We start from the raw sequence: 20,833 nt of genomic DNA, 5'->3' as shown, positions 1-20,833 counted from the left end.
TGCGGTCAAATTTTACGATATTTAGTCTTTTATTCCCACCACCAACTTTTATCTTGCTAATTTAGTTAAATAGCCCTCAAAAACAGCTAATCTATTAGATTTTAGAGAGAGCGCATTCTTCTCATTTACCAATTGAATTGTTGACTATTTAAACCCATTGCTCAGCCCCAAACGGTATCTATATCAAATACACTCTATATTAAATAATTAAATATTTCACTTATATAGACAGAGATTACTATGACTGGGAATAGATTTATATGCATGGTAGAAATAACAAAGGTATCATCTTATCAAAAATAAAAAACCACATAGATTTTATTCTATGTGGTCTTTATTCTAATCAGAAATTAAAGTGATGCTTGATCAACAGCAACACCAGCACCCATAGTTGTAGAGATGCTTACTTTCTTGATGAAGATACCTTTAGCTGTTGTTGGTCTAGCTTTATTTAATGCTGCTAATAACGCAACTAAGTTATCTTTTAATTGTTCTGGTGCAAAGTCTGCTTTACCGATTGTTGTATGGATAATACCATTTTTGTCATTACGGTAACGAACCTGACCTGATTTAGCATTTTTAACTGCTTCAGCAACGTTTGGTGTTACAGTACCAACTTTTGGGTTTGGCATTAAGCCACGTGGACCTAATACTTGACCTAATTGACCTACAACACGCATTGCATCTGGAGAAGCGATAACAACATCAAAGTTCATTTCGCCTTTCTTGATTTGCTCTGCTAAATCTTCCATACCCACTAAATCAGCGCCTGCTTCTTTAGCTGCTTCCGCATTTGCACCTTGTGTGAATACGGCTACTCGAGCTGTACGACCTGTACCATGTGGTAATACTGTTGCACCACGCACATTTTGGTCTGATTTACGAGGGTCGATACCTAAGTTCACCGCTACGTCTACGCTTTCAACGAATTTAGCTGTTGCAAATTGTTTTAACACTGCGATTGCTTCGTTGATTTCGTAAGCTTTAGTAGAATCTACGCCAGCTTTAATTGCTTTCATTTTTTTAGTCAATTTAGCCATTGTATTATTCCTCTACGATTAAGCCCATTGAGCGAGCTGTACCAGCGATTGATTTCATTTTAGTTTCGATAGTCGCACCTGTCATATCCGCAGCTTTAGTTTCAGCGATTTGACGTAATTGCTCTTGCGTTACTGTACCCACTTTCTCTTTGTTCGGTTTACCTGAACCAGATTTGATGCCAACAGCTTTTTTAAGTAATACTGCTGCTGGTGGAGTTTTAGTCACGAAAGTGAATGATTTATCAGCATATACTGTGATAACCACTGGAATTGGTAAACCTTTTTCAATGCTTTCAGTACGAGCGTTGAATGCTTTACAGAATTCCATGATATTAACACCTTGTTGACCTAATGCAGGACCAACTGGTGGTGAAGGGTTAGCCATACCAGCTGCAACTTGCAACTTAATATATGCTTGGACTTTTTTTGCCATTTTTTAGTTTCCTATGTTTTGGGTACAAGCGCTGAAATCAGCTCCCCGATGATAAATAACACAAAAGTGTTGTTACACAAAAATATGAGCAAGTTATCTTGCTCATAATAGGTTGCGGATTATACGCAAAGTGCGGTTAAAATTCAAGCCGTTTTATCGGCTTATTTTAATCAAAAAAGAGCAAACTGATTCGTTTGCTCTTTATTATTTCATTGACTTATCCGTTTGATTTTTCTACCTGAGAAAATTCAAGTTCAACAGGGGTTGCGCGTCCAAAGATAGATACAGACACTTTCAAGCGACCTTTTTCGTAATCCACTTCTTCAACCGTACCATTAAAGTCCGCAAATGGACCTTCAGTTACACGCACTTCTTCACCAGGATGATATTCATTACGATGACGTGGTTTATCTGCATTTTGTTCAACACGATTTAAAATAATATCTGCTTCACGTTGACTAATTGGCAATGGTTTATCTGGCGTACCGCCAATGAAACCCATAACACGAGGCACGCTACGCACGAGCTGCCAAGTGTAGTCATTCATTTCCATTTGTACTAATACATAGCCTGGGAAAAATTTTCGTTCACTTTTACGACGTTTTCCCGCCACATTTTCAACCACTTCTTCGGTAGGAACAAGGACTTCGCCAAATTGATCTTCCATTTGGTTTAATTTGATATATTCACGTAATGTCGTTGCCACGCGGCTTTCAAAACCAGAGAAAGCTTGTAATACATACCAACGTTTTTTAGGAGCTGTTGTTTCTGTCATTTTAGAATCTCAAATTAGTTAAGAAATTAAGCACGGCAATGATAACACTGTCAAAGCCCCATAAAATCAAAGACAATAATACGGTTGCCGCAATAACAATAAAAGTTGTTTGCATTGCTTCTGGACGAGTTGGCCATACAATTCGTCTTAATTCTGTTCTTGATTCACTAAAGAATGCAATCGCGCGTTTACCTTCATTGGTTAAGGCTGCAAACACTAATGCAAGCACGATGAGTACAAAAATTGCAACAACACGGATTGGTGTTGAATATTGATCTGCAAAGACTACATTACCCACTGAGGCAACAAGGATAATCGCAAGAGCCAATAACCATAGACAAATGTTTACGCCTTTGGATTTTTGGCCGACTTCTTCAATAACGTTTTTCTTTTTATCAGCAACTAAAGCCATAAATAAACCTAATTCGATGTAAAAATAGTTTGGAATACTTTTGAATTGGCTATTTTAGCATTTTATTTCACGCTTTCATATTAATTTTTTTCGCGAAAGGGCAAAAGAAAGGCTAAGAATGTCCGATTTCTTAGCCTTTAGTTTAAATTTAACGCTTATAGCGTTTTTGCTAATTTTTTCAAATAATCTTTAAATTGAGCGCCTAATTTGTCGTGTTGCAAACCATATTCAACAAAAGCTTGCATATAACCGATCTTATCACCACAATCAAAAGACTCGCCAGACATTTGGAAAGCTTCAACGGTTTCTTTTTCTATCAACATATCAATAGCATCAGTGAGCTGAATTTCATCACCAACGCCCATTGGGGTTTTCTCTAATAAATCCCAAATTGCTTTTGAAAAGACATAACGCCCTACAACTGCAAGATTTGACGGTGCATCTTCTACTTTCGGTTTTTCTACCATGCGTGAAATTTTAGCACTTACTCCACTGGTAAATTCAGCGCCATTACAATCCGCCACCCCATAACTGCTTACCTCTTTAGGATCAACGGGGGCTACCATGATTTGGCTGTTGCCTGTTTCATTAAAACGTTTAATCATCGCCGCTAAATTTTCTGTTTTTTGATCTGCGGTAAACTCAGCCAATAGCACATCTGGCAACACCACAGCAAAAGGTTCATTCCCTACTAATGGACGACCACATAACACCGCATGCCCCAAACCTTTCGCATTACCTTGACGCACATGCATAATAGTCACATCTTTCGGGCAAATTGAACGCACTTCTTCCAATAACTGACGTTTAACACGTTTTTCAAGCATTGATTCAAGCTCATAGGAGGTATCAAAGTGGTTTTCGATTGCATTTTTTGAAGAATGGGTAACCAAGACAATTTCTTTAACGCCAGCTGCCACACATTCATTCACCACATATTGAATTAATGGCTTGTCAACTAATGTTAACATTTCCTTTGGAATCGCTTTGGTCGCTGGCAACATACGGGTACCTAGCCCCGCCACAGGGATAATCACTTTCATGTCTTTTCCTTTTTATATATAAACGACCGCACTTTAACATAAACAATGCTAAGTGCGGTCAAAATTTACCAAATTTTACAGCTTATTGACGTAACAATGCCAAAATTTCATCCGTTTTCTCTTGCATTAATTTTTTATCGCCACGCGTTTCAAGATTTAAGCGCACTACAGGCTCGGTATTTGAACTGCGTAAATTAAAGCGCCAATTTGGATATTCAATACTGATACCATCCAGATCGCTCACGCTAACAGCCTCTTTTTCATAAGCGGCACGCACGCGCGCAATTGATGCTTTTGCATCTGTTAATTTGCTATTAATCTCACCTGGTGACGGATAAGTATCAATACTTTCATTCACTAATTGCCCTAGGGTTTTACCTGTTGTGCAAACTAATTCCATCACAAGCAACCATGGGATCATACCACTATCACAATAATAGAAATCACGGAAATAATGGTGTGCTGACATTTCGCCGCCATATACCGCATCCACTTCGCGCATTTTTTCTTTAATAAATGAATGCCCAGACTTAGACATCACGGCTTCGCCACCATTTTCTGCCACTAATTTTTCTGTATTCCAGATCAAACGTGGATCATAAATAATCTTGGCACCTTTATGTTTTTGAGCAAACGCTTGACCTAATAACCCCACAACATAGTAGCCTTCAATAAAGCCACCATGCTCATCAAAGAAGAAACAGCGGTCAAAATCGCCATCAAAAGCGATACCAAAATCCGCTTGGTTAGCTAACACAGCATCAATGGTATCTTGGCGGTTATCATGTAAAATCGGATTAGGGATACCGTGCGGGAATGTGCCATCTGGGTTATTATGCACTTTCACGAATTCAATGGGCACATGACGAGCTTTGAATTGCGCTTCAATCGCATCAACCACATGACCTGCCGCGCCATTGCCCGAATTAATCACTAATTTTAGTGGTTTGATATTATCCAAATTTACATAAGATAATAAACGCTCAACATAATCCCCTAATACAGATTGTTGTTTATAGGAACCACGTTGGGCAACGGCTGGGAAGTTATTTTCTTCCGCCAAGCGTTGAATGTCCGCCAAACCTGTGTCCGCACTAATAGGGCGAGAACCTTCGCGCACTAATTTCAACCCGTTAAAATCCATTGGATTATGGCTTGCGGTGACTTCGATACCGCCATCTGCCTTTAAGAATGAAGTCGCAAAATACACCTCTTCCGTGCCGACTTCGCCTAAATCAATAACGTTAACGCCTGAGTCTAACAAACCATTCGTTACTGCGCTTTTTAATTCTTTACTTGTTAAACGAACATCGCCACCCACAACAATCGTTTTGGGTTTTAAAAACTGACCAAACGCACGACCAATACGATAAACAATGTCGGCATTTAATTCATCGCCCAAACGACCACGAATATCGTAGGCTTTAAAACAAGTTAGTTTAGACATAAGACCTCCCAATGATCTAAGCGAGGCAAATCATTTACTATTATCATTTTTGCCCTCCTCCAATTCCTTAATGCGCTGATAGATTTCTTCACGATGAACAGACACATCCTTTGGTGCGTTCACCCCAATTTTCACTTGGTTACCCCGCACACTCAAAACAGTGATAGAAATATCATCGCCGATAAGCAAGCTTTCACCGACTTTACGGGTTAAAATTAACATACAGACCCCCTAATATGCCTGTCGTTCTATCCCTAGATAACCTTGCGGCGAGCAGTCATTCATCGCCGCAAGGTGTCATTACAAATTGGCTTTTAACCAATCTGATGCAGCATTTAATGCCACTGATACATTTTCAGGTTGAGAACCACCAGCCATCGCCATATCTGGGCGACCACCACCTTTTCCGCCAACCTGTTGCGCCATCACATTAACGAGTTCGCCAGCTTTAACTTTTGAAGTTAAATCTGCTGTCACCCCAACAATTAGGTTTACTTTATCTTCTGCCACTGAACCCAACGCGACAACACCAGAGCCTAATTGATTTTTCAAATCATCCACCATGACACGCAATGCTTTCGCATCCACGCCATCAAGCTGATGAACAATCACCGAAACTTCACCAATTTTGACCGCACTTTGTGCGAGGTTTGAACCTGCAGCCTGTGCTGCTTTCGCTTTTAACTGCTCTAATTCTTTTTCCGTTTTCTTCGCTTTATCTTGTAACTGAACAATTTTTTCAGGCAGTGATGGCACGTCAGATTTCAGTAATTCCGCGCTTTGCGCCAAAATGGCTTGTTGATTAAACAACCAATTCATTGCGCCCTCGCCAGTCACCGCTTCGATACGGCGGATACCCGCTGCCACCGCGCTTTCTGAGATAATTTTGAATAAACCAATTTCACCTGTGCGCTCTACGTGCAAGCCGCCACAAAGTTCAATCGAGAATGGACTCATAGTAACAACGCGTACGACATCGCCATATTTCTCACCGAATAATGCCATTGCGCCTTTCGCTTTCGCTTCTTCGACACCCATCTCTTCAGTAAGTACAGGGTGATTTGCACGCACGTGGAAGTTCACTAAACGTTCGATCTCCGCGATCTGTTCTTTGCTCACCGCTTCAGGTTGCACAAAGTCAAAGCGCAGACCTGTATCAGCCACTAAAGAACCTTTCTGCGCCACATGTTCGCCTAATACTTGGCGCAATGCTGCGTGTAATAAATGTGTTGCACTGTGATTTAAGCGAGTTTGCTGGCGACGTTCATGATTTACCGTTGCATTCACAATTTGCCCAACGCTTAATGTGCCTTGTTCTAGCTCACCAACGTGACCAAAAACAAAGCCATATTTTTGTGTATCTTTCACTTCAAATTGCACGCCATTTGCGGTCAACACACCGCTGTCGCCAATTTGACCACCCATTTCTGCGTAGAATGGCGTATTTTCTAATACCACCACCGCACTTTGTCCCGCAGTAATGGTTTCTACTGATTTACCATCATAGAAAAGTGCGGTCACTTTTGCCAAACTTTCGTCATGGGTATAGCCTTCAAACTTGGTTTCGCCGTCAACACGAATAACGCTACTATAATCCACACCGAAGTTGCTTGCTGCTTGTGCGCGTAAGCGTTGCGCTTCCATTTCGCGCTCAAAGCCTTCTTCATCAATGTTAATATTGCGCTCACGGCATACATCGGCGGTTAAATCTAATGGGAAACCGTAAGTATCGTAGAGCTTAAAGGCGACATCGCCAGAAAGCACGCCATTTTTCACGTTAGCCAATGCCTCATCTAACAATGCCAACCCACGTTCAAGGGTGCGTGCAAATTGTTCTTCTTCTAAGCGTAATAATTTTTCAACGTTCGCTTGTTTTTCTTTAACTTGTTTGCCCGCTGCTGCCATAACTTCAATGAGTGTCGGCACTAATTTGTAGAAGAAGGTTTCTTTCGCACCAAGCAAATGTCCATGACGTACCGCGCGGCGAATAATGCGGCGCAAGACATAGCCACGGCCTTCATTTGATGGGATAACACCGTCAGCGATTAAATAGGCACAAGAGCGAATATGGTCTGCAATAACACGCAATGATTTATTGCCTAAATCTTGTGTGCCAACCACTTCTGCGACTTTTTTAATTAATGTTTGGAAAATATCGATTTCGTAGTTTGAATTCACATGTTGCAGCACGGCTGTCATACGTTCCAAGCCCATGCCCGTATCCACTGATGGTTTTGGCAATTTTTCCATTGTGCCATCTGGCAAACGGTTAAACTGCATGAACACGATATTCCAGACTTCAATATAACGGTCGCCGTCTTCTTCTGGAGAACCTGGCAAGCCGCCCCAAATATGATCGCCATGATCATAGAAAATTTCGGTACAAGGGCCACAAGGTCCTGTATCGCCCATTGCCCAGAAATTATCTGAAGCATAAGGCGCGCCTTTATTATCGCCGATACGGATAATATGCTCCGCTGGCACGCCTACGACATTATTCCAAATGTCATAGGCTTCATCATCCGTTTCATACACGGTGACGTATAATTTTTCTTTCGGCAATCCTAACCATTGCGATGAAGTTAAAAACTCCCAAGCGAATTGGATCGCATCATGTTTGAAATAATCACCAAAACTGAAATTCCCCATCATTTCAAAGAATGTATGGTGTCTGGCGGTGTAGCCCACGTTTTCTAAGTCATTGTGTTTACCACCAGCACGCACACAACGTTGAGCCGTTGTCGCACGGGTGTAAGGGCGTTTTTCCATGCCTAAGAACACATCTTTAAATTGGTTCATCCCCGCATTAGTAAATAATAACGTTGGATCATTTTCTGGCACAAGAGAGCTACTTTCTACTACGGTATGCCCCTTGCTATGGAAGAAATCTAAATATGCTTGTCGAATTTGCGCTGTTGTTTTCATTGTAACCTTAAAGAAATTTGTCTAAAAATCGGCTTATTTTGGCATATTTTTCACATTTATAGAACGGCTTTTTCAAGGAATTCTCAGATTTATCATAAAACAAAACCGCACTTTGGGATTTTGCCACAAAAGTGCGGTCGATTTTTAATAAGTTTTCAAACAATGGCATTATGCCTCGTCGTGTAATGGCACAACCAGCATATCAATTTTAATGGTATTCATCACTTGGCGAGTTGATGACATGAGTTTGCTCCAGAAATCTTGATGATGGCCTGTGACTAATAAGTCAACATCATATTGCTCAATCGCATCTGAAAGCACTTGCCCCAAATCACCGCTACCACTTAATTTTTCGGAAATTGGATAGCCTGCATTTTCAGCAAGTTGCACCAATGCTTGTTGAGTTTCACTTGAAATGCGATCTTGCATGGATGACATATTCACATCAATCAAACCAGTATAAAGATCGGAGAAGTTCACATCCACGTGGATAATCGAAAGCTTAGCCCCGTGACGTTGCGCCACTCCTACTGCTTTTTTCAATAAAAAATCGCTCTCATCTGAGAGATCAACTGCGACTAAAACGTGTTTGTACATAATCAACTCCTTATCTGATTAGTTGAACCTTTCGGTTGTCTGTATAGTAGCGCGCCCAAATAAAAAAAACCTTGCACTAGATCACAATTTTGAAAATTCATTGAATTATTTGCATTTACGCAATACACTGCCCCACACCTCGTTTAATAGGGAAATATCATGCAATACAATATCCAAGACTTTATCAAACTTATCGCTCAACTGCGCAACCCCAATGGCGGCTGCCCGTGGGATCTAAAACAGAATTATCAATCAATGATTCCCTGTTTAACAGAAGAAACCTATGAAGTGATTGATGCCATTGAGAAAAATGACGTTGAAAATTTGCGTGAAGAATTAGGTGATCTATTAATGCAAGTGGTCTTTTTCAGCCAGCTTGCCAGCGAAGAGAAAAAATTTACCTTTGACGATGTGGTTAACGAAGTGGCTGAAAAAATCGTGCGCCGTCACCCTCATGTTTTTGGCGATAAATCAGCCAACAATGAAAAAGAAGCCTTGGAGCGTTGGAATGAAATTAAAGCACAAGAAAAACAAGGACAGACGGATAAATCAATATTAGCGGCAATTCCGCATGCATTTCCGGCATTAATGCGTGCGCAAAAAATGCAGAAGAAATGCGCCAAAGTGAGCTTTGATTGGGACAATCTGCCTGATGTCATCGCTAAGGTTGAAGAAGAATTAGAAGAAATAAAACAAGAGCTAAATCGACCGCACTTAATGCAAGAAAAAGTGGAAGAAGAACTCGGCGATTTCCTTTTTGCCACGGTGAATATGGCGCGCCATTTAAACATTGATGCCGAAGAAGCCCTACGCAAAGCGAACCAAAAATTTGAGCGCCGTTTCCGGGCAGTGGAACAGAAACTCGCAGCCCAAGGCAAATCCCCTGCGCAAAGCTCTTTGGCGGAAATGGATATCTTATGGACTGAAGTGAAATCAGAAGAAAATTAAGCGGATAAACTGCCTAAATAACGTTCCCAATCAAAAAACTGCCCTGGATCGATTTTTCGCTCTGGGGCAATATCACAATGTCCAACAATGCGCGATTTATTGATCTGCGGATAAGTTTGCATAATCGCTTGCGAAAGCGCGGTTAAAGCCTGATATTGCTCATCCGTAAAAGGCTGTTCGTTACTGCCCTCAAGCTCAATGCCAATCGCAAAATCATTGCACTTCTCCCGCCCTTCAAAACAAGACAAGCCAGCGTGCCAAGCGCGATCATTAAAATTCACATACTGCGTTACACGCCCATTGCGCTCAATCAAGCAATGAGCAGACACCCGAACTTGATAAATTTCTTCAAAATAAGGATGTACTGTTGGATCGAGTTTCCCTTGAAAAAAATCATCAATAAATCCACCACCAAATTGCTCTGGCGGCAGGCTAATATAATGAATAACCAACAAGGAAATATCTTGGCCATCAGGGCGTTGATCAAAATGGGGGGAAAGCACTTTTCGTGTATGTTCTAGCCACCCTTGCTGTATTTTAAAGGCTGTTTTGCTCGTCATAAAATTAAATTTTGTGATCTGTATTCCATATTTATTTTGCACATTTTGACAGGGTTTGCCCATTATTTCAAAGTGCGGTCAAATTTTCTCACAAAAGGAAAACATCATGAAATTTAACCGCACTTCATTCTCTATCTCTGTTCGCAAAGGTTTTACCTTAATTGAATTAATGATCGTGATTGCGATTGTCGCTATTTTAGCCACGGTCGCCATTCCTTCTTATCAAAATTACACCAAAAAAGCCGCCGTTTCCGAATTATTACAAGCCTCCGCGCCTTACCGTTCAGAAGTGGAATTATGCATCTACAATACAGGTGATGCCACTCAATGCAGCGCGGGAACTAACGGCATTCAAGCCAACAATGCGGGATTAGGCAAATATGTTGCCAGCGTTAATGTGGCATCTGGGGTGATCACCGCAACGGGAAAAGACACCTTAGACAATGTCAGTTATACACTAACGGCAAGTGGAAATGCCGCCAAAGGGGTCAGTTGGCAAACAGCCTGCAAACCCGATGCCACCATTTTCCCCGCTGGATTTTGTAACTAAAGCGACATAAGGCCACCAATGAAAAGCGCAACCACGAGTCAGGGAAAACGCATTGAAATTTCACCGCACTTATGGGCGAAAAATCAGGAGCAGCAAGCCTTGTTGCTCCGCTATCTTGCCTTGCCGCTGACTGAAAATGAACAAACACTCTGGCTAGGCGTGGATAGTCTGACCAACATTTCGGCTTGCGAAACCTTTTCATTTTTAACTGGGAAAAGTATAGAGCCAGTTTTATTATCAACGGTCGAACTCAAAAGACTCTTGCAAGAACTTTCCCCGCTCTCGCTTAAAGTGGAAGAAAGCCCTGTTTTTTATCAAGTTGAAAATACGCCGAGCACGGATTCGGCTCAGCATTCAGACGAACCCATTATTCAACTGCTTGATAATATCTTTGAACAGGCGTTACAAAAAAATGCCTCAGATATTCACATAGAACCCCAAACTCAACATTTACAAGTACGCTTTCGTATTGACGGGGTGCTGCAAAAGCAAGCGCCTCTCTCCCTTGCCTTGACAAGTCGTATAATATCGCGTCTAAAATTACTGGCAAAACTGGACATTGCGGAAACAAGATTGCCACAAGATGGGCGTTTTCATTTTAAAACCACATTCTCTGACATCTTGGATTTTCGGCTTTCCACATTGCCTACTTATCTTGGCGAAAAAGTCGTGCTGCGTGTGCAACAAAATAAGCCAGTGAACTTCAATTTTGCTGAACTTGGAATGACAGCAGAACAGCAGCAGCGTTTTCAGCACGCCTTAAAACAGCCGCAAGGATTAATTCTTGTTACGGGTCCAACAGGCAGCGGAAAAAGTATCACACTTTACACCGCACTTTCTCATCTCAACACGCCCGACAAACACATTATGACCGCCGAAGATCCCATTGAAATTGAGCTCAACGGCATTATTCAAACCCAACTCAATTTAGCCATTGGTTTAGATTTTAGCCGTTTATTGCGCACCTTTCTGCGCCAAGATCCCGACATCATTATGCTCGGGGAAATCCGTGATGAAGAAAGCGCGCGTATGGCATTGCGCGCAGCGCAAACAGGGCATTTGGTGCTTTCTACGTTGCATACTAATGATGCGCCATCAGCAATGGCACGTTTGCAACAACTTGGCATTCAACCGCAAGAAATTAACACCGCTTTATTGCTCATCATCGCACAACGCTTGGTGCGAAAACGCTGTCCTGTGTGCTCTGACAATAAGTGCGGTCAAAAATCAGAAAATATTTGCCATTGTCATCAAGGTTATGCAGGGCGCATCGGGATTTATCAATTTTTGCAACCGCACTTGAACAACGATCATCGCTATGAAACAGACTTTGCTTCGCTTTATCAAGCGGGGCTGATAAAAGTAAATGATGGCATCACAGATTTAGATGAAATCCAACGCGTGTTAGGGAGTGAAAAATGAAATTAAAACTCTACCGCTGGAAAGCCACCGATCATCTAAATCAACGGCAACAAGGGATGATTGTGGCAGAAAGTGAGAGTGCCGCCAAACAAGTGCTTTTTTCTCGTGGCTTGCAACATCTTCGTGTTCAACACAATATTCAACTTTTCAACAAGCCAAAACAGGCGGAAATTTGTGATCTATTAACACAGCTGGCAACCCTATTAAATGCGGCAGTTCCACTTAAAACTTGCTTACAAATTTTATTGCAGAATTGTGTCAATATTCCATTAAACCAATGGCTGCGCGGCAGTATCGCAGATATTGAAAGCGGTTTGTCTTTTTCGCAAAGCCTAGAATCTCAAAAGCTAGAAAAGCAAAATGCCTTTCTCAGCACACAAGAACGGCAACTCATCAAAATTGGCGAAATCACAGGAAAACTTGCTACCGTGTGCCAGCAAATTTCCGAGCATAAGCAACAGGTTTTAAGCTTACAGCGGAAAATGCAGAAAATTTTGCTCTACCCCGCCATTATATTAATTACTTCGCTTATTTTGACCGCACTTTTGCTGATATTTATCGTGCCGCAATTTGCGGAAATGTATGGCGAAAAACAAACAGAATTGCCGATGTTCACTGCCATTTTGTTGGCGTTATCGAATGGGTTGCAGCATTACTTTTGGCATATTGTTATTTTATTCGCACTGGCAATTTGGCTGATAAAATATCAACTGCGTCATTCTCTTAAAATCAATCAGTACAAAGCGAAAATGATGACTCGCCTACCGATTTTAGGCAAAATTCTCAGCCTTTCTCGTCTTGTGCTATTTTGCCGTAGCTTACAGCTTATGTTGCAATCTGGCGTGCCATTAAACCAAGCGCTACAATCCTTTTTGCCGCAGAAAAAGGCTTGGCAACCCCAAATGCTGGCGCAAGAGGACATCGTGCTCATTCATGAAGTGGAAAATATGTTGCACGGCATTACACAAGGGCATTCTTTCTCAAGCTCGGTTAGCGCCAATTTATTTCCAATGCAAGCGCAGTAAATGTTGCAAGTTGGGGAGCAAGCAGGGCAACTTCGCCAGATGCTGCAACACATCGCTCAAAATTATCAGCAGCAGCTAGAACACCAAATTGATCTGCTTTCACAACTGCTCGAACCCGTACTCATGATGATCATTGGCGGGCTGATCGGTTTGATTATGTTGGGAATGTATTTACCTATTTTTAACCTTGGATCGATAATCCAATGATAACGCTCGCATTTTTCTTAATCGGCGGTTTGGTGGGCTTATCCATTCGCCATTATTGGACGCACTTTCATGATCGGCTTGCGCAAGAAGTCTATTCCACTTATTGCGAAATATTTCCTGAAAATCCACCGCACTTTCGCCCACAAAAGATCAGTTTGCCGCCCATAAAGTGCGGTCAAAAATGGCGATATTTTTTAGGTTTCGCCACACTCTTTGGTTTTTGCCAATACTTATTTTCTTCTTCATTACTGGCTGCTTTCATCGCAGCATTCACCTTGTCCATATTGATTACGGTCAGCGTGATCGATTGGCGATATCAATTAATCTCGCCAACATTCTGCCAGCTTCTAGCCTGTTTAGGTGTTGGCGCAGCTTATCTGCAACTTCTGCCCATTTCTTTAGAACAAAGTTTGCAAAGTGTAGCGTTAAGTTTCGCTTTATTCTTTCTTTTCTTTCATCTCACACAATATCTCTACCAACGTGAAGCCTTTGGGCGCGGAGATTACTGGCTGATTAGCGGATTGAGCAGTTTTCTGCCTTGGCAGCAGTTGCCCCTTTTTTACTTTATTGCGTGCAGCTGCGCCATTGCTTATGCGTTGTTCAGCAAACAGCAACAGATTGCTCTCGCACCTTTTTTAAGTATCGGCGCGCTAGCCGCCTTTCTATTGAATGTGCTAGGATAACGCCATTCATTATGGATTGAGAAAGGCTATGAACTATATCGTTGGATTAACAGGCGGCATTGGCAGCGGAAAAAGCACCATTGCTGAGTTTTTTGCTGAATTAGGTGTCCCCATTGTAGATGCCGATGTTGTGGCGCGCCAAGTGGTGGAAAAAGGCTCGCCTTTACTCGCCCAAATCGCAGACCATTTTGGCAATCAAATATTAACGGAAGCAGGGGAATTAAACCGCACTGCATTGCGCGCATTAATCTTTGGCAATGAAAATGAGAAAAATTGGCTCAATGCTTTGCTTCACCCCGCCATTCGCCAAGCGATGCTTGCCCAACTGCAAGCACAAACTGCTGCTTATACGCTTTTTGTCGTGCCATTGTTAATTGAGAATAAATTAACCGCACTTTGTGATCGTATTTTGGTGATTGATGTGAGTGAACAAACCCAACTCAAGCGAGCAAGCCTGCGCGATCAGAATAATCAAAAACTGATCCAGCAAATTATGGATGCGCAAGTCAACCGCGCAACACGTTTAAGCTATGCAGATGATGTCATTAATAATGATGGCGAGATAGCACAAACGCGCGATCTATTGCGTCAAAAAGTGTTAGAATTACACCACACTTATTTAGCATTAGCCGAGGAAAAACGATGACTGAAATATTGACCGTTGCTTGCCCCACTTGCAAAAAGCCTGTGGCGTGGCGCGCAGAAAGCCCTTATCGTCCATTTTGTAGCAAACGTTGCCAGTTAATTGATTTGGGCGAATGGGCGGATGAAGAGAAAGCCATTCCTTGTGAAACGGCAGATTTCGCCGCCAACCCTGAATTTTCTGATGAATGGACAAGTCGTTAAAGGGAAAAGATGAAGATTGAACATCAACAAAATGCGACAGAAGGTGAATTTTTTGTATTGGATAGTTTGGGCAATAAAATTGCTCAGCTAAATTATTTTTTTGAAAATACCAACACCATTAATGCGCATCATACTTATGTATCCGAAACCTTGCGTGGACAAGGCGTTGCAGATAAGCTTTATCAAGCCTTACGCCAGTTTGTGCAAGAAAAACAGCTAAATTTGCACCCAACTTGTAGCTATATTGCGAAAAAATGGGAACGTGAAAAATAAGCCGCCCAAAAGCCGAGTATTTCATTCAAAGTGCGGTCAAAAATCAGCAAGTTTCCGCTAATAAACGTTGAATTAATTTTGCATTCGCCGCTGGAAATTGCCCTGCATCAAGCTCTTTTTGATCTAGCCAAAAGCCTTCTTGACCTTCGCGCCCAAAGGGTTCGCCCACCCATTCTTCCACAAGATAGAAATGAAAGTATAAAATCTTGTGCGGATATTCAAATAAAAATTGCTCGTACAATTCAGCATTAAGAACGTGAATGCCGATCTCTTCTTCTAACTCACGTTTTAACGCTTGTTCAGGGGTTTCGCCCATGTCAACTTTCCCGCCGGGAAATTCCAAAGACTGAGCAAAATCTTGCCCCTCTAAACGTTGGGTGAGAAAGAGCTGACCAAATTCATTACGAATAATCCCCGCTGCAACGTGCGTGATTTTCTTCTCCATTATTTCACCTTTTGAGTTCACTGTTCATCAGTTACAGAAATTGGCTACAAAAATCGGTTACGGCAAAAGTGCGGTCAAAATCGACCGCACTTTCAGGTTAGCACTTAGTTACTGGCACGACTGCCGTGGCAATGTTTGTATTTTTTGCCTGACCCGCATGGACAAGGCTCATTACGACCGATCTTACGTTCGCTTTCTGCTATCGCCACTTGTTCATTGGTTTCTTCCGTTTGACCATTGTATTCTCTCGCTTCTGCTTGGCGTTGCGCCTCTTCACGATGAGCTTGTTCTACTTGGTCAACTTCTTCGGCTGAGCGCACTTGCACACGGCTTAAAATACGGATCACGTTTAATTTTAAAGCTTCAAGCATATCGGTGAACATTTCAAAGGATTCACGTTTATACTCTTGTTTTGGATCTTTCTGTGCATAACCACGCAAATGGATGCCTTGACGGAGATAGTCCATTGAACCTAAATGCTCTTTCCATAGTTCATCAAGGGTTTGCAACATAATTTCTTTTTCAAAACGGCGTAGATTTTCCGCGCCTGCTAATTCTTCTTTTTGGCGATATTCCGCTGTTGCCGCTTCCACAATGCGTTCACGCAAGCTATCTTCATGCAGATTGCTGTCTTCTTCCAACCAATGTTGAATTGGCAGATCTAACGCAAAATCGCTACGCAAACGGGTTTCTAGTTCAGGAATTTTCCATTGTTCTTCTAATGATTGTGGTGGCACATATTCATCAATCACCGAGTTAAACACATCTTCACGAATAACATTGATTGTTTCAGAAATATCTTCATTATCTAATAACGTGTTGCGTTGCGCATAAATCGCATGGCGTTGATCGTTCGCTACATCATCATATTGCAATAAGTTTTTACGCCCATCAAAGTTGTGCGCTTCCACTTTTGCTTGCGCTTGTGCAATCACTTTAGCCAACAATTTAGATTCCATCGCTTCACCCGGAGAACTGAATGCTTTGCGCATCATATTCAGTTTGCCTTCATTAAGGTAAATACGCATAAGCGCATCATCTAATGATAAATAGAAACGAGATGAACCTGGATCCCCTTGGCGACCAGAACGACCACGCAATTGGTTATCGATACGGCGCGATTCATGGCGTTCAGTACCAATAATATGTAAGCCACCCGCTTGCATAACAATGTCATGGCGTTGTTGCCATGCGGCTTTGATTTCTTCAATTTGCGCATCGGTTGGATTGTCTAACTTAGCCACTTCGGCTTTCCAGTTACCGCCTAGCACAATATCTGTACCACGGCCTGCCATATTGGTTGCGATAGTCACCGCCCCTGGATAACCCGCATTCGCCACAATTTCTGCTTCTTGTGCGTGGAATTTGGCATTCAATACGCTATGGTTAATGCCTGCCTTGGTTAACGCCGCAGAAAGTGCCTCTGATTTTTCGATAGAAATCGTCCCTACCAAAACAGGCTGATGACGCGCGACACAATCTTTAATATCTTCAATGATCGCATCGAATTTGTATTGTTCATTTTCAAACATCACATCCGTACGATCATCACGAATCATTGGTCGGTTGGTCGGGATCACAACGGTTTCCAAGCCGTAAATTTGTTGGAATTCGAAGGCTTCTGTATCCGCAGTCCCTGTCATACCCGCTAATTTTTCATATAAACGGAAGTAGTTTTGATAGGTGATAGACGCCACAGTTTGGTTTTCAGCTTGAATACGAACGCCTTCTTTGGCTTCAATCGCTTGGTGTAATCCATCAGACCAACGGCGTCCTGCCATTGTACGCCCTGTGTGTTCATCAACAATCACCACTTCGCCATCTTTCACCACATAATCCACGTCTTTTTGGAATAAGGTATGCGCACGCAATGCCGCAGAAATATGGTGGAATAAAGTTAAATTCGCTGGCGAATATAAGCTTTCATCTTCGCCCATTAGCCCTTGAGCAATGAGCCAATTTTCACATTTTTCTAAACCGCGCTCAGTGAGATTGGCTTGTTTATTTTTCAAGTCTAAGGAATAATCGCCATCACCTTGGAATTCATCGCTGTCTTCTTTTTCTTGCTCAACCAAGGTTGGGATCAATTTATTAATCGCGATATAAAGCTCTGAGCTATCTGCCGCAGGGCCTGAAATAATCAATGGTGTACGCGCTTCATCAATTAAAATGGAATCCACTTCGTCCACCAAAGCATAGTGTAATGGGCGTTGGAAACGCTCTTGCGCGCTATGCGCTAAATTATCACGCAAATAGTCAAAGCCCAATTCGCTATTGGTCGCATAAGTAATATCTGCTTGATAAGCCTCACGTTTCACTTCTGGCGGCAAACCCGGCACATTAACCGCCACCGTCATACCAAGAAATTCAAACAACGGGCGGTTAGTTTCCGCATCGCGGCGTGCAAGATAATCATTCACGGTTACCACATGCACGCCCTTTCCAGTCAATGCATTCAAATAGCAAGGTAAGGTTGCCGTTAAGGTTTTCCCTTCCCCCGTACGCATTTCAGCGATACAACGGTTGGTCAGCACCATACCGCCCACAAGTTGAACATCGAAATGGCGCATGCCTAAAACACGTTTACTGGCTTCACGCACAGTGGCAAAGGCTTCTGGCAAAAGCGCTTGTAGGCTTTCACCATTTGATAAACGCGTACGAAACTCTGCTGTTTTCGCTTTTAATTCATCATCCGTCAACGCTTCGAAACTTGGTTCTAAGACATTGATTTTTTTAACATCTTTATTTAAACGGCGTAAAATACGCTCGTTACGACTACCAAAAATTTTTGTTGCAATTGTTCTTAACATAATGATTTTCTTTAATTTCTTAATTTCAAATAAATAATATACCCACTATTTAGAGCGAGTGACTGGGGTTTAAAAGAGAATTAAGAAAACAAGGGGCTGCCACGAATTGGCGCAGATGGAGAGAAAATTTTCGCCACAAAGTGCGGTGAAATTTTATTAAATTTTATAGATTGCTGCGCTGGGCGTACGGTTTTCGCTTGCGGATATTGTTCAGCTTGCGCAAAAACCGAATGCGCGGCTTGCGTTTGTAGCGACTGATTTTGATATTCTAAATGCAATGTTTGCGCACGCTCTACACCTTGCACCTGCGGCAACGTCAAAAGTGCAATCATGCTCAATAGCAAGTGCGACCAAAAATGCGTACGTTTATGTAAGTTATTCAAAATCAACTCAGTAAAAATGAAAAAGTTTTCGGATTATAACGGAAATTCGCTACAATGTCGCTATTATTGGGATCGATTTAGCAAAATCAAGATCTAGCTTGGGAAATAAAATGGATAAAACAAAACGCTATCAAAAAGCGATGAATATCAAAGAGCTGCTAGAAACGTCAAACCTTGCAGGTGTGATGAAAAAAGGCTTGCTTTTAAATGAATTGAACAATCAGATAAAATCTATTTTTCCTAGCCATTTTAATGGGTTATATCAGATTGTGAATTTTGATGAAAATAGCCTTAATATTGATGTAATCAGCGCAGTGGTGCGACAAGGATTTTTATTCCGCCAGCAAGAATTGCTCTCTTTAATTCAGCTGCAACATCCTGAAATTACTCGACTTAATTTTCGCATTAATCCTCAATTAAGCCCTAAATAGCAGAAAAACTTCACTTATTTTGACCGCACTTTTAGGTTTTAACGGCTTGCTCCCAAGATTGCCTTAAAATACGAAACAGTTATTCGATTAAATTTCTTAGATAAAAAATCTCTCCCTATAAAAAAGAGAGATTTTAAAGAACGGTGCTTTGTCAATAAAGACTAACGCATAGTAACAAACTCTTCCGAGCCTGTTGGGTGGATTGCCACGGTATTATCAAAATCCGCTTTTGTTGCCCCCATTTTGATGGCGACAGCAAAGCCTTGAATCATTTCATCAACGCCGAAACCGATGCCATGTAAACCCACCACTTTTTCGTCTTTCCCCGCGCAAACTAATTTCATACGGCAAGGCTGACGATGTTGTGTGACTGCAGAATACATTGGCGTAAATGAAGATTTATACACTTTCACGTTTTCTGCGCCATAAATTTCAATGGCTTTTGGCTCTGTTAATCCCACCGTACCAATTGGCGGATGGCTGAATACCACAGTCGGCACCAGATTGTAATCCAAATACTCGTTCGGTTTATTATTAAATAAACGCTCTGATAAACGGCGCCCAGCCGCCACGGCAACAGGAGTGAGTTCAATCCCGCCTTCAATAATATCCCCCACCGCATAAATGCCTTTCACATTGGTATTTTGATATTTATCGACTTTAATAAAACCTCGTTCATTCGTTTCAACGCCCGTTGCTTCAAGATTGATTACATCAGTGGCTGGCTCACGACCAATCGCCCACACTAAACTATCAACGACAGTTTCACGTCCGTCTTCCAATTTCAAGGTTAAAGAACCATCCGCATTTTTCACTACTTCTTGTGGAATTGCATTAGTATGCAGCTGAATGCCGTCTTGCGCTAGCACTTCAACCAAGGTTTCCACAATTAATGGATCTTGCTGGCGCAATGGTGCGTGCTTGCGCACAAATAAATGCACTTCAGAGCCTAAACTGTTAAACACGCCAGATAGCTCAACGGCAATGTAACCTGCTCCGACCACGGCGACACGTTTAGGCAATGCTTTTAAAGCAAAAACACCATCTGAATCAATCCCATATTCCGCGCCTTTCACATTCGGAATACTCGGGCGACCACCTGTTGCAATTAAAATATGATCTGCGGTAACTTGCTCAGTTGAACCATCGGCATAACGCACTTCCACGGTTTTTGCATCAACAAATTTTGCAAAACCATTCAGCACATCCACATTATTTTTTGCCAATACGTTATTGTAAGAAGTATGAATGCGACCAATATAGGCTTGGCGATTTTCCACTAATTTAGCGAAATCAAAGCCTTTTACTTCCACATCAAAACCATAATCTGGTGCATAATTGTGAATAGCCTCGGCAATTTGGGCACCATAAAACATCAATTTCTTCGGCACACAACCTACATTCACGCAAGTTCCACCAAGGTGTTTGGCTTCAATAATCGCACATTTCTTGCCATAACTTGCCGCACGGTTAATAGAGGCAATCCCGCCCGAACCGCCACCAATTGCTAAATAATCATAATGTTTTGTCATAATTCTGTTTCCTATTTATATGAAAAATATTGGCTACTATTTTGCC

22 protein-coding genes and 1 pseudogene are annotated in these 20,833 nt (G+C 41.9%); 9 read left to right on the top strand and 14 right to left on the bottom strand.

Going from position 1 to position 20,833, the window contains the following annotated elements:
* Positions 1-350: 350 nt before the first annotated feature.
* The 9 genes from rplA to uspA all read right to left on the bottom strand — a co-directional run bounded on the left by rplA (position 351) and on the right by uspA (position 8,672).
* Positions 351-1,040, bottom strand: coding sequence for a 50S ribosomal protein L1 (gene rplA, locus C8D76_RS06065; protein ID WP_116631899.1), 690 nt, complete (start codon positions 1,038-1,040; stop codon positions 351-353).
* 4 nt (positions 1,041-1,044) lie between these two features.
* Positions 1,045-1,473 carry a 50S ribosomal protein L11 gene (rplK, locus tag C8D76_RS06060; protein WP_116631898.1) on the bottom strand — a complete coding sequence of 143 codons (429 nt, stop codon included), beginning with the start codon at positions 1,471-1,473 and terminating at the stop codon, positions 1,045-1,047.
* A gap of 217 nt (positions 1,474-1,690) precedes the next feature.
* The gene (gene nusG / locus C8D76_RS06055) at positions 1,691-2,248 is read right to left on the bottom strand and encodes a transcription termination/antitermination protein NusG (protein WP_116631897.1); all 558 of its coding nucleotides are present in this window, start codon (positions 2,246-2,248) and stop codon (positions 1,691-1,693) included.
* 1 nt (position 2,249) lies between these two features.
* Positions 2,250-2,660 carry a preprotein translocase subunit SecE gene (secE, locus tag C8D76_RS06050; RefSeq protein WP_116631896.1) on the bottom strand — a complete coding sequence of 137 codons (411 nt, stop codon included), beginning with the start codon at positions 2,658-2,660 and terminating at the stop codon, positions 2,250-2,252.
* Positions 2,661-2,815: 155 nt separating this feature from the next.
* On the bottom strand, positions 2,816-3,703 hold the full coding sequence (gene galU, locus C8D76_RS06045; protein ID WP_116631895.1) for a UTP--glucose-1-phosphate uridylyltransferase GalU: 888 nt from the start codon (positions 3,701-3,703) through the stop codon (positions 2,816-2,818).
* 82 nt (positions 3,704-3,785) lie between these two features.
* Entirely contained in the window at positions 3,786-5,150 is a 1,365-nt protein-coding gene (locus tag C8D76_RS06040; RefSeq protein WP_116631894.1) for a phosphohexomutase domain-containing protein, read from the bottom strand.
* A gap of 30 nt (positions 5,151-5,180) precedes the next feature.
* Positions 5,181-5,372 (bottom strand): carbon storage regulator CsrA, encoded by a 192-nt coding sequence (csrA, locus tag C8D76_RS06035; protein ID WP_116631893.1) that lies wholly within the window; start codon positions 5,370-5,372, stop codon positions 5,181-5,183.
* A gap of 78 nt (positions 5,373-5,450) precedes the next feature.
* Positions 5,451-8,075 carry an alanine--tRNA ligase gene (gene alaS, locus C8D76_RS06030; protein ID WP_116631892.1) on the bottom strand — a complete coding sequence of 875 codons (2,625 nt, stop codon included), beginning with the start codon at positions 8,073-8,075 and terminating at the stop codon, positions 5,451-5,453.
* A 168-nt stretch (positions 8,076-8,243) separates the two neighbouring features.
* On the bottom strand, positions 8,244-8,672 hold the full coding sequence (gene uspA / locus C8D76_RS06025; protein ID WP_116631891.1) for a universal stress protein UspA: 429 nt from the start codon (positions 8,670-8,672) through the stop codon (positions 8,244-8,246).
* 159 nt (positions 8,673-8,831) lie between these two features.
* On the opposite strand from uspA, the gene mazG reads away from it, so the two are divergent.
* Positions 8,832-9,620: a nucleoside triphosphate pyrophosphohydrolase gene (gene mazG / locus C8D76_RS06020; protein WP_116631890.1), complete on the top strand. Its 789-nt coding sequence runs from the start codon at positions 8,832-8,834 to the stop codon at positions 9,618-9,620.
* On the opposite strand, the gene ampD is transcribed toward mazG, so the two are convergent.
* Positions 9,617-10,180, bottom strand: a complete 564-nt coding sequence (gene ampD, locus C8D76_RS06015; RefSeq protein WP_116631889.1) for a 1,6-anhydro-N-acetylmuramyl-L-alanine amidase AmpD — start codon at positions 10,178-10,180, stop codon at positions 9,617-9,619. The two genes, mazG and ampD, sit on opposite strands and share 4 nt — an antisense overlap.
* Positions 10,181-10,286: 106 nt before the next feature.
* Between ampD and ppdD the strand changes: the two genes are divergently transcribed.
* The 7 genes and pseudogenes from ppdD to C8D76_RS05980 all read left to right on the top strand — a co-directional run bounded on the left by ppdD (position 10,287) and on the right by C8D76_RS05980 (position 15,186).
* Entirely contained in the window at positions 10,287-10,730 is a 444-nt protein-coding gene (gene ppdD / locus C8D76_RS06010) for a prepilin peptidase-dependent pilin (RefSeq protein WP_116631888.1), read from the top strand.
* An 18-nt stretch (positions 10,731-10,748) separates the two neighbouring features.
* Entirely contained in the window at positions 10,749-12,152 is a 1,404-nt protein-coding gene (locus C8D76_RS06005; protein WP_116631887.1) for a GspE/PulE family protein, read from the top strand.
* Positions 12,149-13,384 (top strand): annotated as a pseudogene (locus tag C8D76_RS06000) (type II secretion system F family protein). Before C8D76_RS06005 ends, C8D76_RS06000 begins: the two are co-directional and overlap by 4 nt.
* Complete coding sequence (locus tag C8D76_RS05995; protein ID WP_116631886.1) at positions 13,381-14,067, top strand: prepilin peptidase; 687 nt, start codon at positions 13,381-13,383, stop codon at positions 14,065-14,067. Before C8D76_RS06000 ends, C8D76_RS05995 begins: the two are co-directional and overlap by 4 nt.
* Before the next feature lie 28 nt (positions 14,068-14,095).
* The gene (gene coaE, locus C8D76_RS05990) at positions 14,096-14,713 is read left to right on the top strand and encodes a dephospho-CoA kinase (protein WP_116631885.1); all 618 of its coding nucleotides are present in this window, start codon (positions 14,096-14,098) and stop codon (positions 14,711-14,713) included.
* A complete protein-coding gene (gene yacG, locus C8D76_RS05985; RefSeq protein WP_116631884.1) occupies positions 14,710-14,913 on the top strand; it encodes a DNA gyrase inhibitor YacG in 204 nt (67 codons plus the stop codon). Before coaE ends, yacG begins: the two co-directional genes overlap by 4 nt.
* Before the next feature lie 9 nt (positions 14,914-14,922).
* Positions 14,923-15,186, top strand: coding sequence for a GNAT family N-acetyltransferase (locus C8D76_RS05980; protein ID WP_116631883.1), 264 nt, complete (start codon positions 14,923-14,925; stop codon positions 15,184-15,186).
* A gap of 43 nt (positions 15,187-15,229) precedes the next feature.
* Here the strand turns inward: C8D76_RS05980 and mutT are convergent, their stop codons facing one another.
* The 3 genes from mutT to secM form a co-directional block, all read right to left on the bottom strand.
* Positions 15,230-15,631 (bottom strand): 8-oxo-dGTP diphosphatase MutT, encoded by a 402-nt coding sequence (gene mutT, locus C8D76_RS05975; RefSeq protein WP_116631882.1) that lies wholly within the window; start codon positions 15,629-15,631, stop codon positions 15,230-15,232.
* 104 nt (positions 15,632-15,735) lie between these two features.
* Positions 15,736-18,441: a preprotein translocase subunit SecA gene (gene secA / locus C8D76_RS05970; protein ID WP_116631881.1), complete on the bottom strand. Its 2,706-nt coding sequence runs from the start codon at positions 18,439-18,441 to the stop codon at positions 15,736-15,738.
* Between the two features lie 80 nt (positions 18,442-18,521).
* Positions 18,522-18,824 (bottom strand): secA translation cis-regulator SecM, encoded by a 303-nt coding sequence (gene secM / locus C8D76_RS05965; protein ID WP_133241335.1) that lies wholly within the window; start codon positions 18,822-18,824, stop codon positions 18,522-18,524.
* A 110-nt stretch (positions 18,825-18,934) separates the two neighbouring features.
* Between secM and C8D76_RS05960 the strand changes: the two genes are divergently transcribed.
* Positions 18,935-19,255 carry a DciA family protein gene (locus C8D76_RS05960; RefSeq protein WP_116631879.1) on the top strand — a complete coding sequence of 107 codons (321 nt, stop codon included), beginning with the start codon at positions 18,935-18,937 and terminating at the stop codon, positions 19,253-19,255.
* A gap of 161 nt (positions 19,256-19,416) precedes the next feature.
* On the opposite strand, the gene gorA is transcribed toward C8D76_RS05960, so the two are convergent.
* A complete protein-coding gene (gene gorA / locus C8D76_RS05955; RefSeq protein ID WP_116631878.1) occupies positions 19,417-20,787 on the bottom strand; it encodes a glutathione-disulfide reductase in 1,371 nt (456 codons plus the stop codon).
* Positions 20,788-20,833: the final 46 nt, after the last annotated feature.

Source organism: Alitibacter langaaensis DSM 22999, from assembly GCF_003096995.1.
GTDB classification, from domain to species: domain Bacteria; phylum Pseudomonadota; class Gammaproteobacteria; order Enterobacterales; family Pasteurellaceae; genus Exercitatus; species Exercitatus langaaensis.
This window is presented reverse-complemented; position numbering and strand designations above follow the sequence as displayed.

Excerpts from the sequence above, each read along its gene's own strand:
- ampD (WP_116631889.1), bottom strand. The coding sequence starts at position 10,180 with ATGACGAGCAAAACAGCCTTTAAAATACAGCAAGGGTGGCTAGAACAT.
- rplA (WP_116631899.1), bottom strand. The coding sequence starts at position 1,040 with ATGGCTAAATTGACTAAAAAAATGAAAGCAATTAAAGCTGGCGTAGAT.
- C8D76_RS06040 (WP_116631894.1), bottom strand. The coding sequence starts at position 5,150 with ATGTCTAAACTAACTTGTTTTAAAGCCTACGATATTCGTGGTCGTTTG.
- C8D76_RS05980 (WP_116631883.1), top strand. The coding sequence starts at position 14,923 with ATGAAGATTGAACATCAACAAAATGCGACAGAAGGTGAATTTTTTGTA.
- rplK (WP_116631898.1), bottom strand. The coding sequence starts at position 1,473 with ATGGCAAAAAAAGTCCAAGCATATATTAAGTTGCAAGTTGCAGCTGGT.
- ppdD (WP_116631888.1), top strand. The coding sequence starts at position 10,287 with ATGAAATTTAACCGCACTTCATTCTCTATCTCTGTTCGCAAAGGTTTT.
- mutT (WP_116631882.1), bottom strand. The coding sequence starts at position 15,631 with ATGGAGAAGAAAATCACGCACGTTGCAGCGGGGATTATTCGTAATGAA.
- mazG (WP_116631890.1), top strand. The coding sequence starts at position 8,832 with ATGCAATACAATATCCAAGACTTTATCAAACTTATCGCTCAACTGCGC.
- C8D76_RS05995 (WP_116631886.1), top strand. The coding sequence starts at position 13,381 with ATGATAACGCTCGCATTTTTCTTAATCGGCGGTTTGGTGGGCTTATCC.
- C8D76_RS05960 (WP_116631879.1), top strand. The coding sequence starts at position 18,935 with ATGGATAAAACAAAACGCTATCAAAAAGCGATGAATATCAAAGAGCTG.
- alaS (WP_116631892.1), bottom strand. The coding sequence starts at position 8,075 with ATGAAAACAACAGCGCAAATTCGACAAGCATATTTAGATTTCTTCCAT.
- nusG (WP_116631897.1), bottom strand. The coding sequence starts at position 2,248 with ATGACAGAAACAACAGCTCCTAAAAAACGTTGGTATGTATTACAAGCT.
- C8D76_RS06005 (WP_116631887.1), top strand. The coding sequence starts at position 10,749 with ATGAAAAGCGCAACCACGAGTCAGGGAAAACGCATTGAAATTTCACCG.
- gorA (WP_116631878.1), bottom strand. The coding sequence starts at position 20,787 with ATGACAAAACATTATGATTATTTAGCAATTGGTGGCGGTTCGGGCGGG.
- secE (WP_116631896.1), bottom strand. The coding sequence starts at position 2,660 with ATGGCTTTAGTTGCTGATAAAAAGAAAAACGTTATTGAAGAAGTCGGC.
- csrA (WP_116631893.1), bottom strand. The coding sequence starts at position 5,372 with ATGTTAATTTTAACCCGTAAAGTCGGTGAAAGCTTGCTTATCGGCGAT.
- coaE (WP_116631885.1), top strand. The coding sequence starts at position 14,096 with ATGAACTATATCGTTGGATTAACAGGCGGCATTGGCAGCGGAAAAAGC.
- galU (WP_116631895.1), bottom strand. The coding sequence starts at position 3,703 with ATGAAAGTGATTATCCCTGTGGCGGGGCTAGGTACCCGTATGTTGCCA.
- uspA (WP_116631891.1), bottom strand. The coding sequence starts at position 8,672 with ATGTACAAACACGTTTTAGTCGCAGTTGATCTCTCAGATGAGAGCGAT.
- secA (WP_116631881.1), bottom strand. The coding sequence starts at position 18,441 with ATGTTAAGAACAATTGCAACAAAAATTTTTGGTAGTCGTAACGAGCGT.
- yacG (WP_116631884.1), top strand. The coding sequence starts at position 14,710 with ATGACTGAAATATTGACCGTTGCTTGCCCCACTTGCAAAAAGCCTGTG.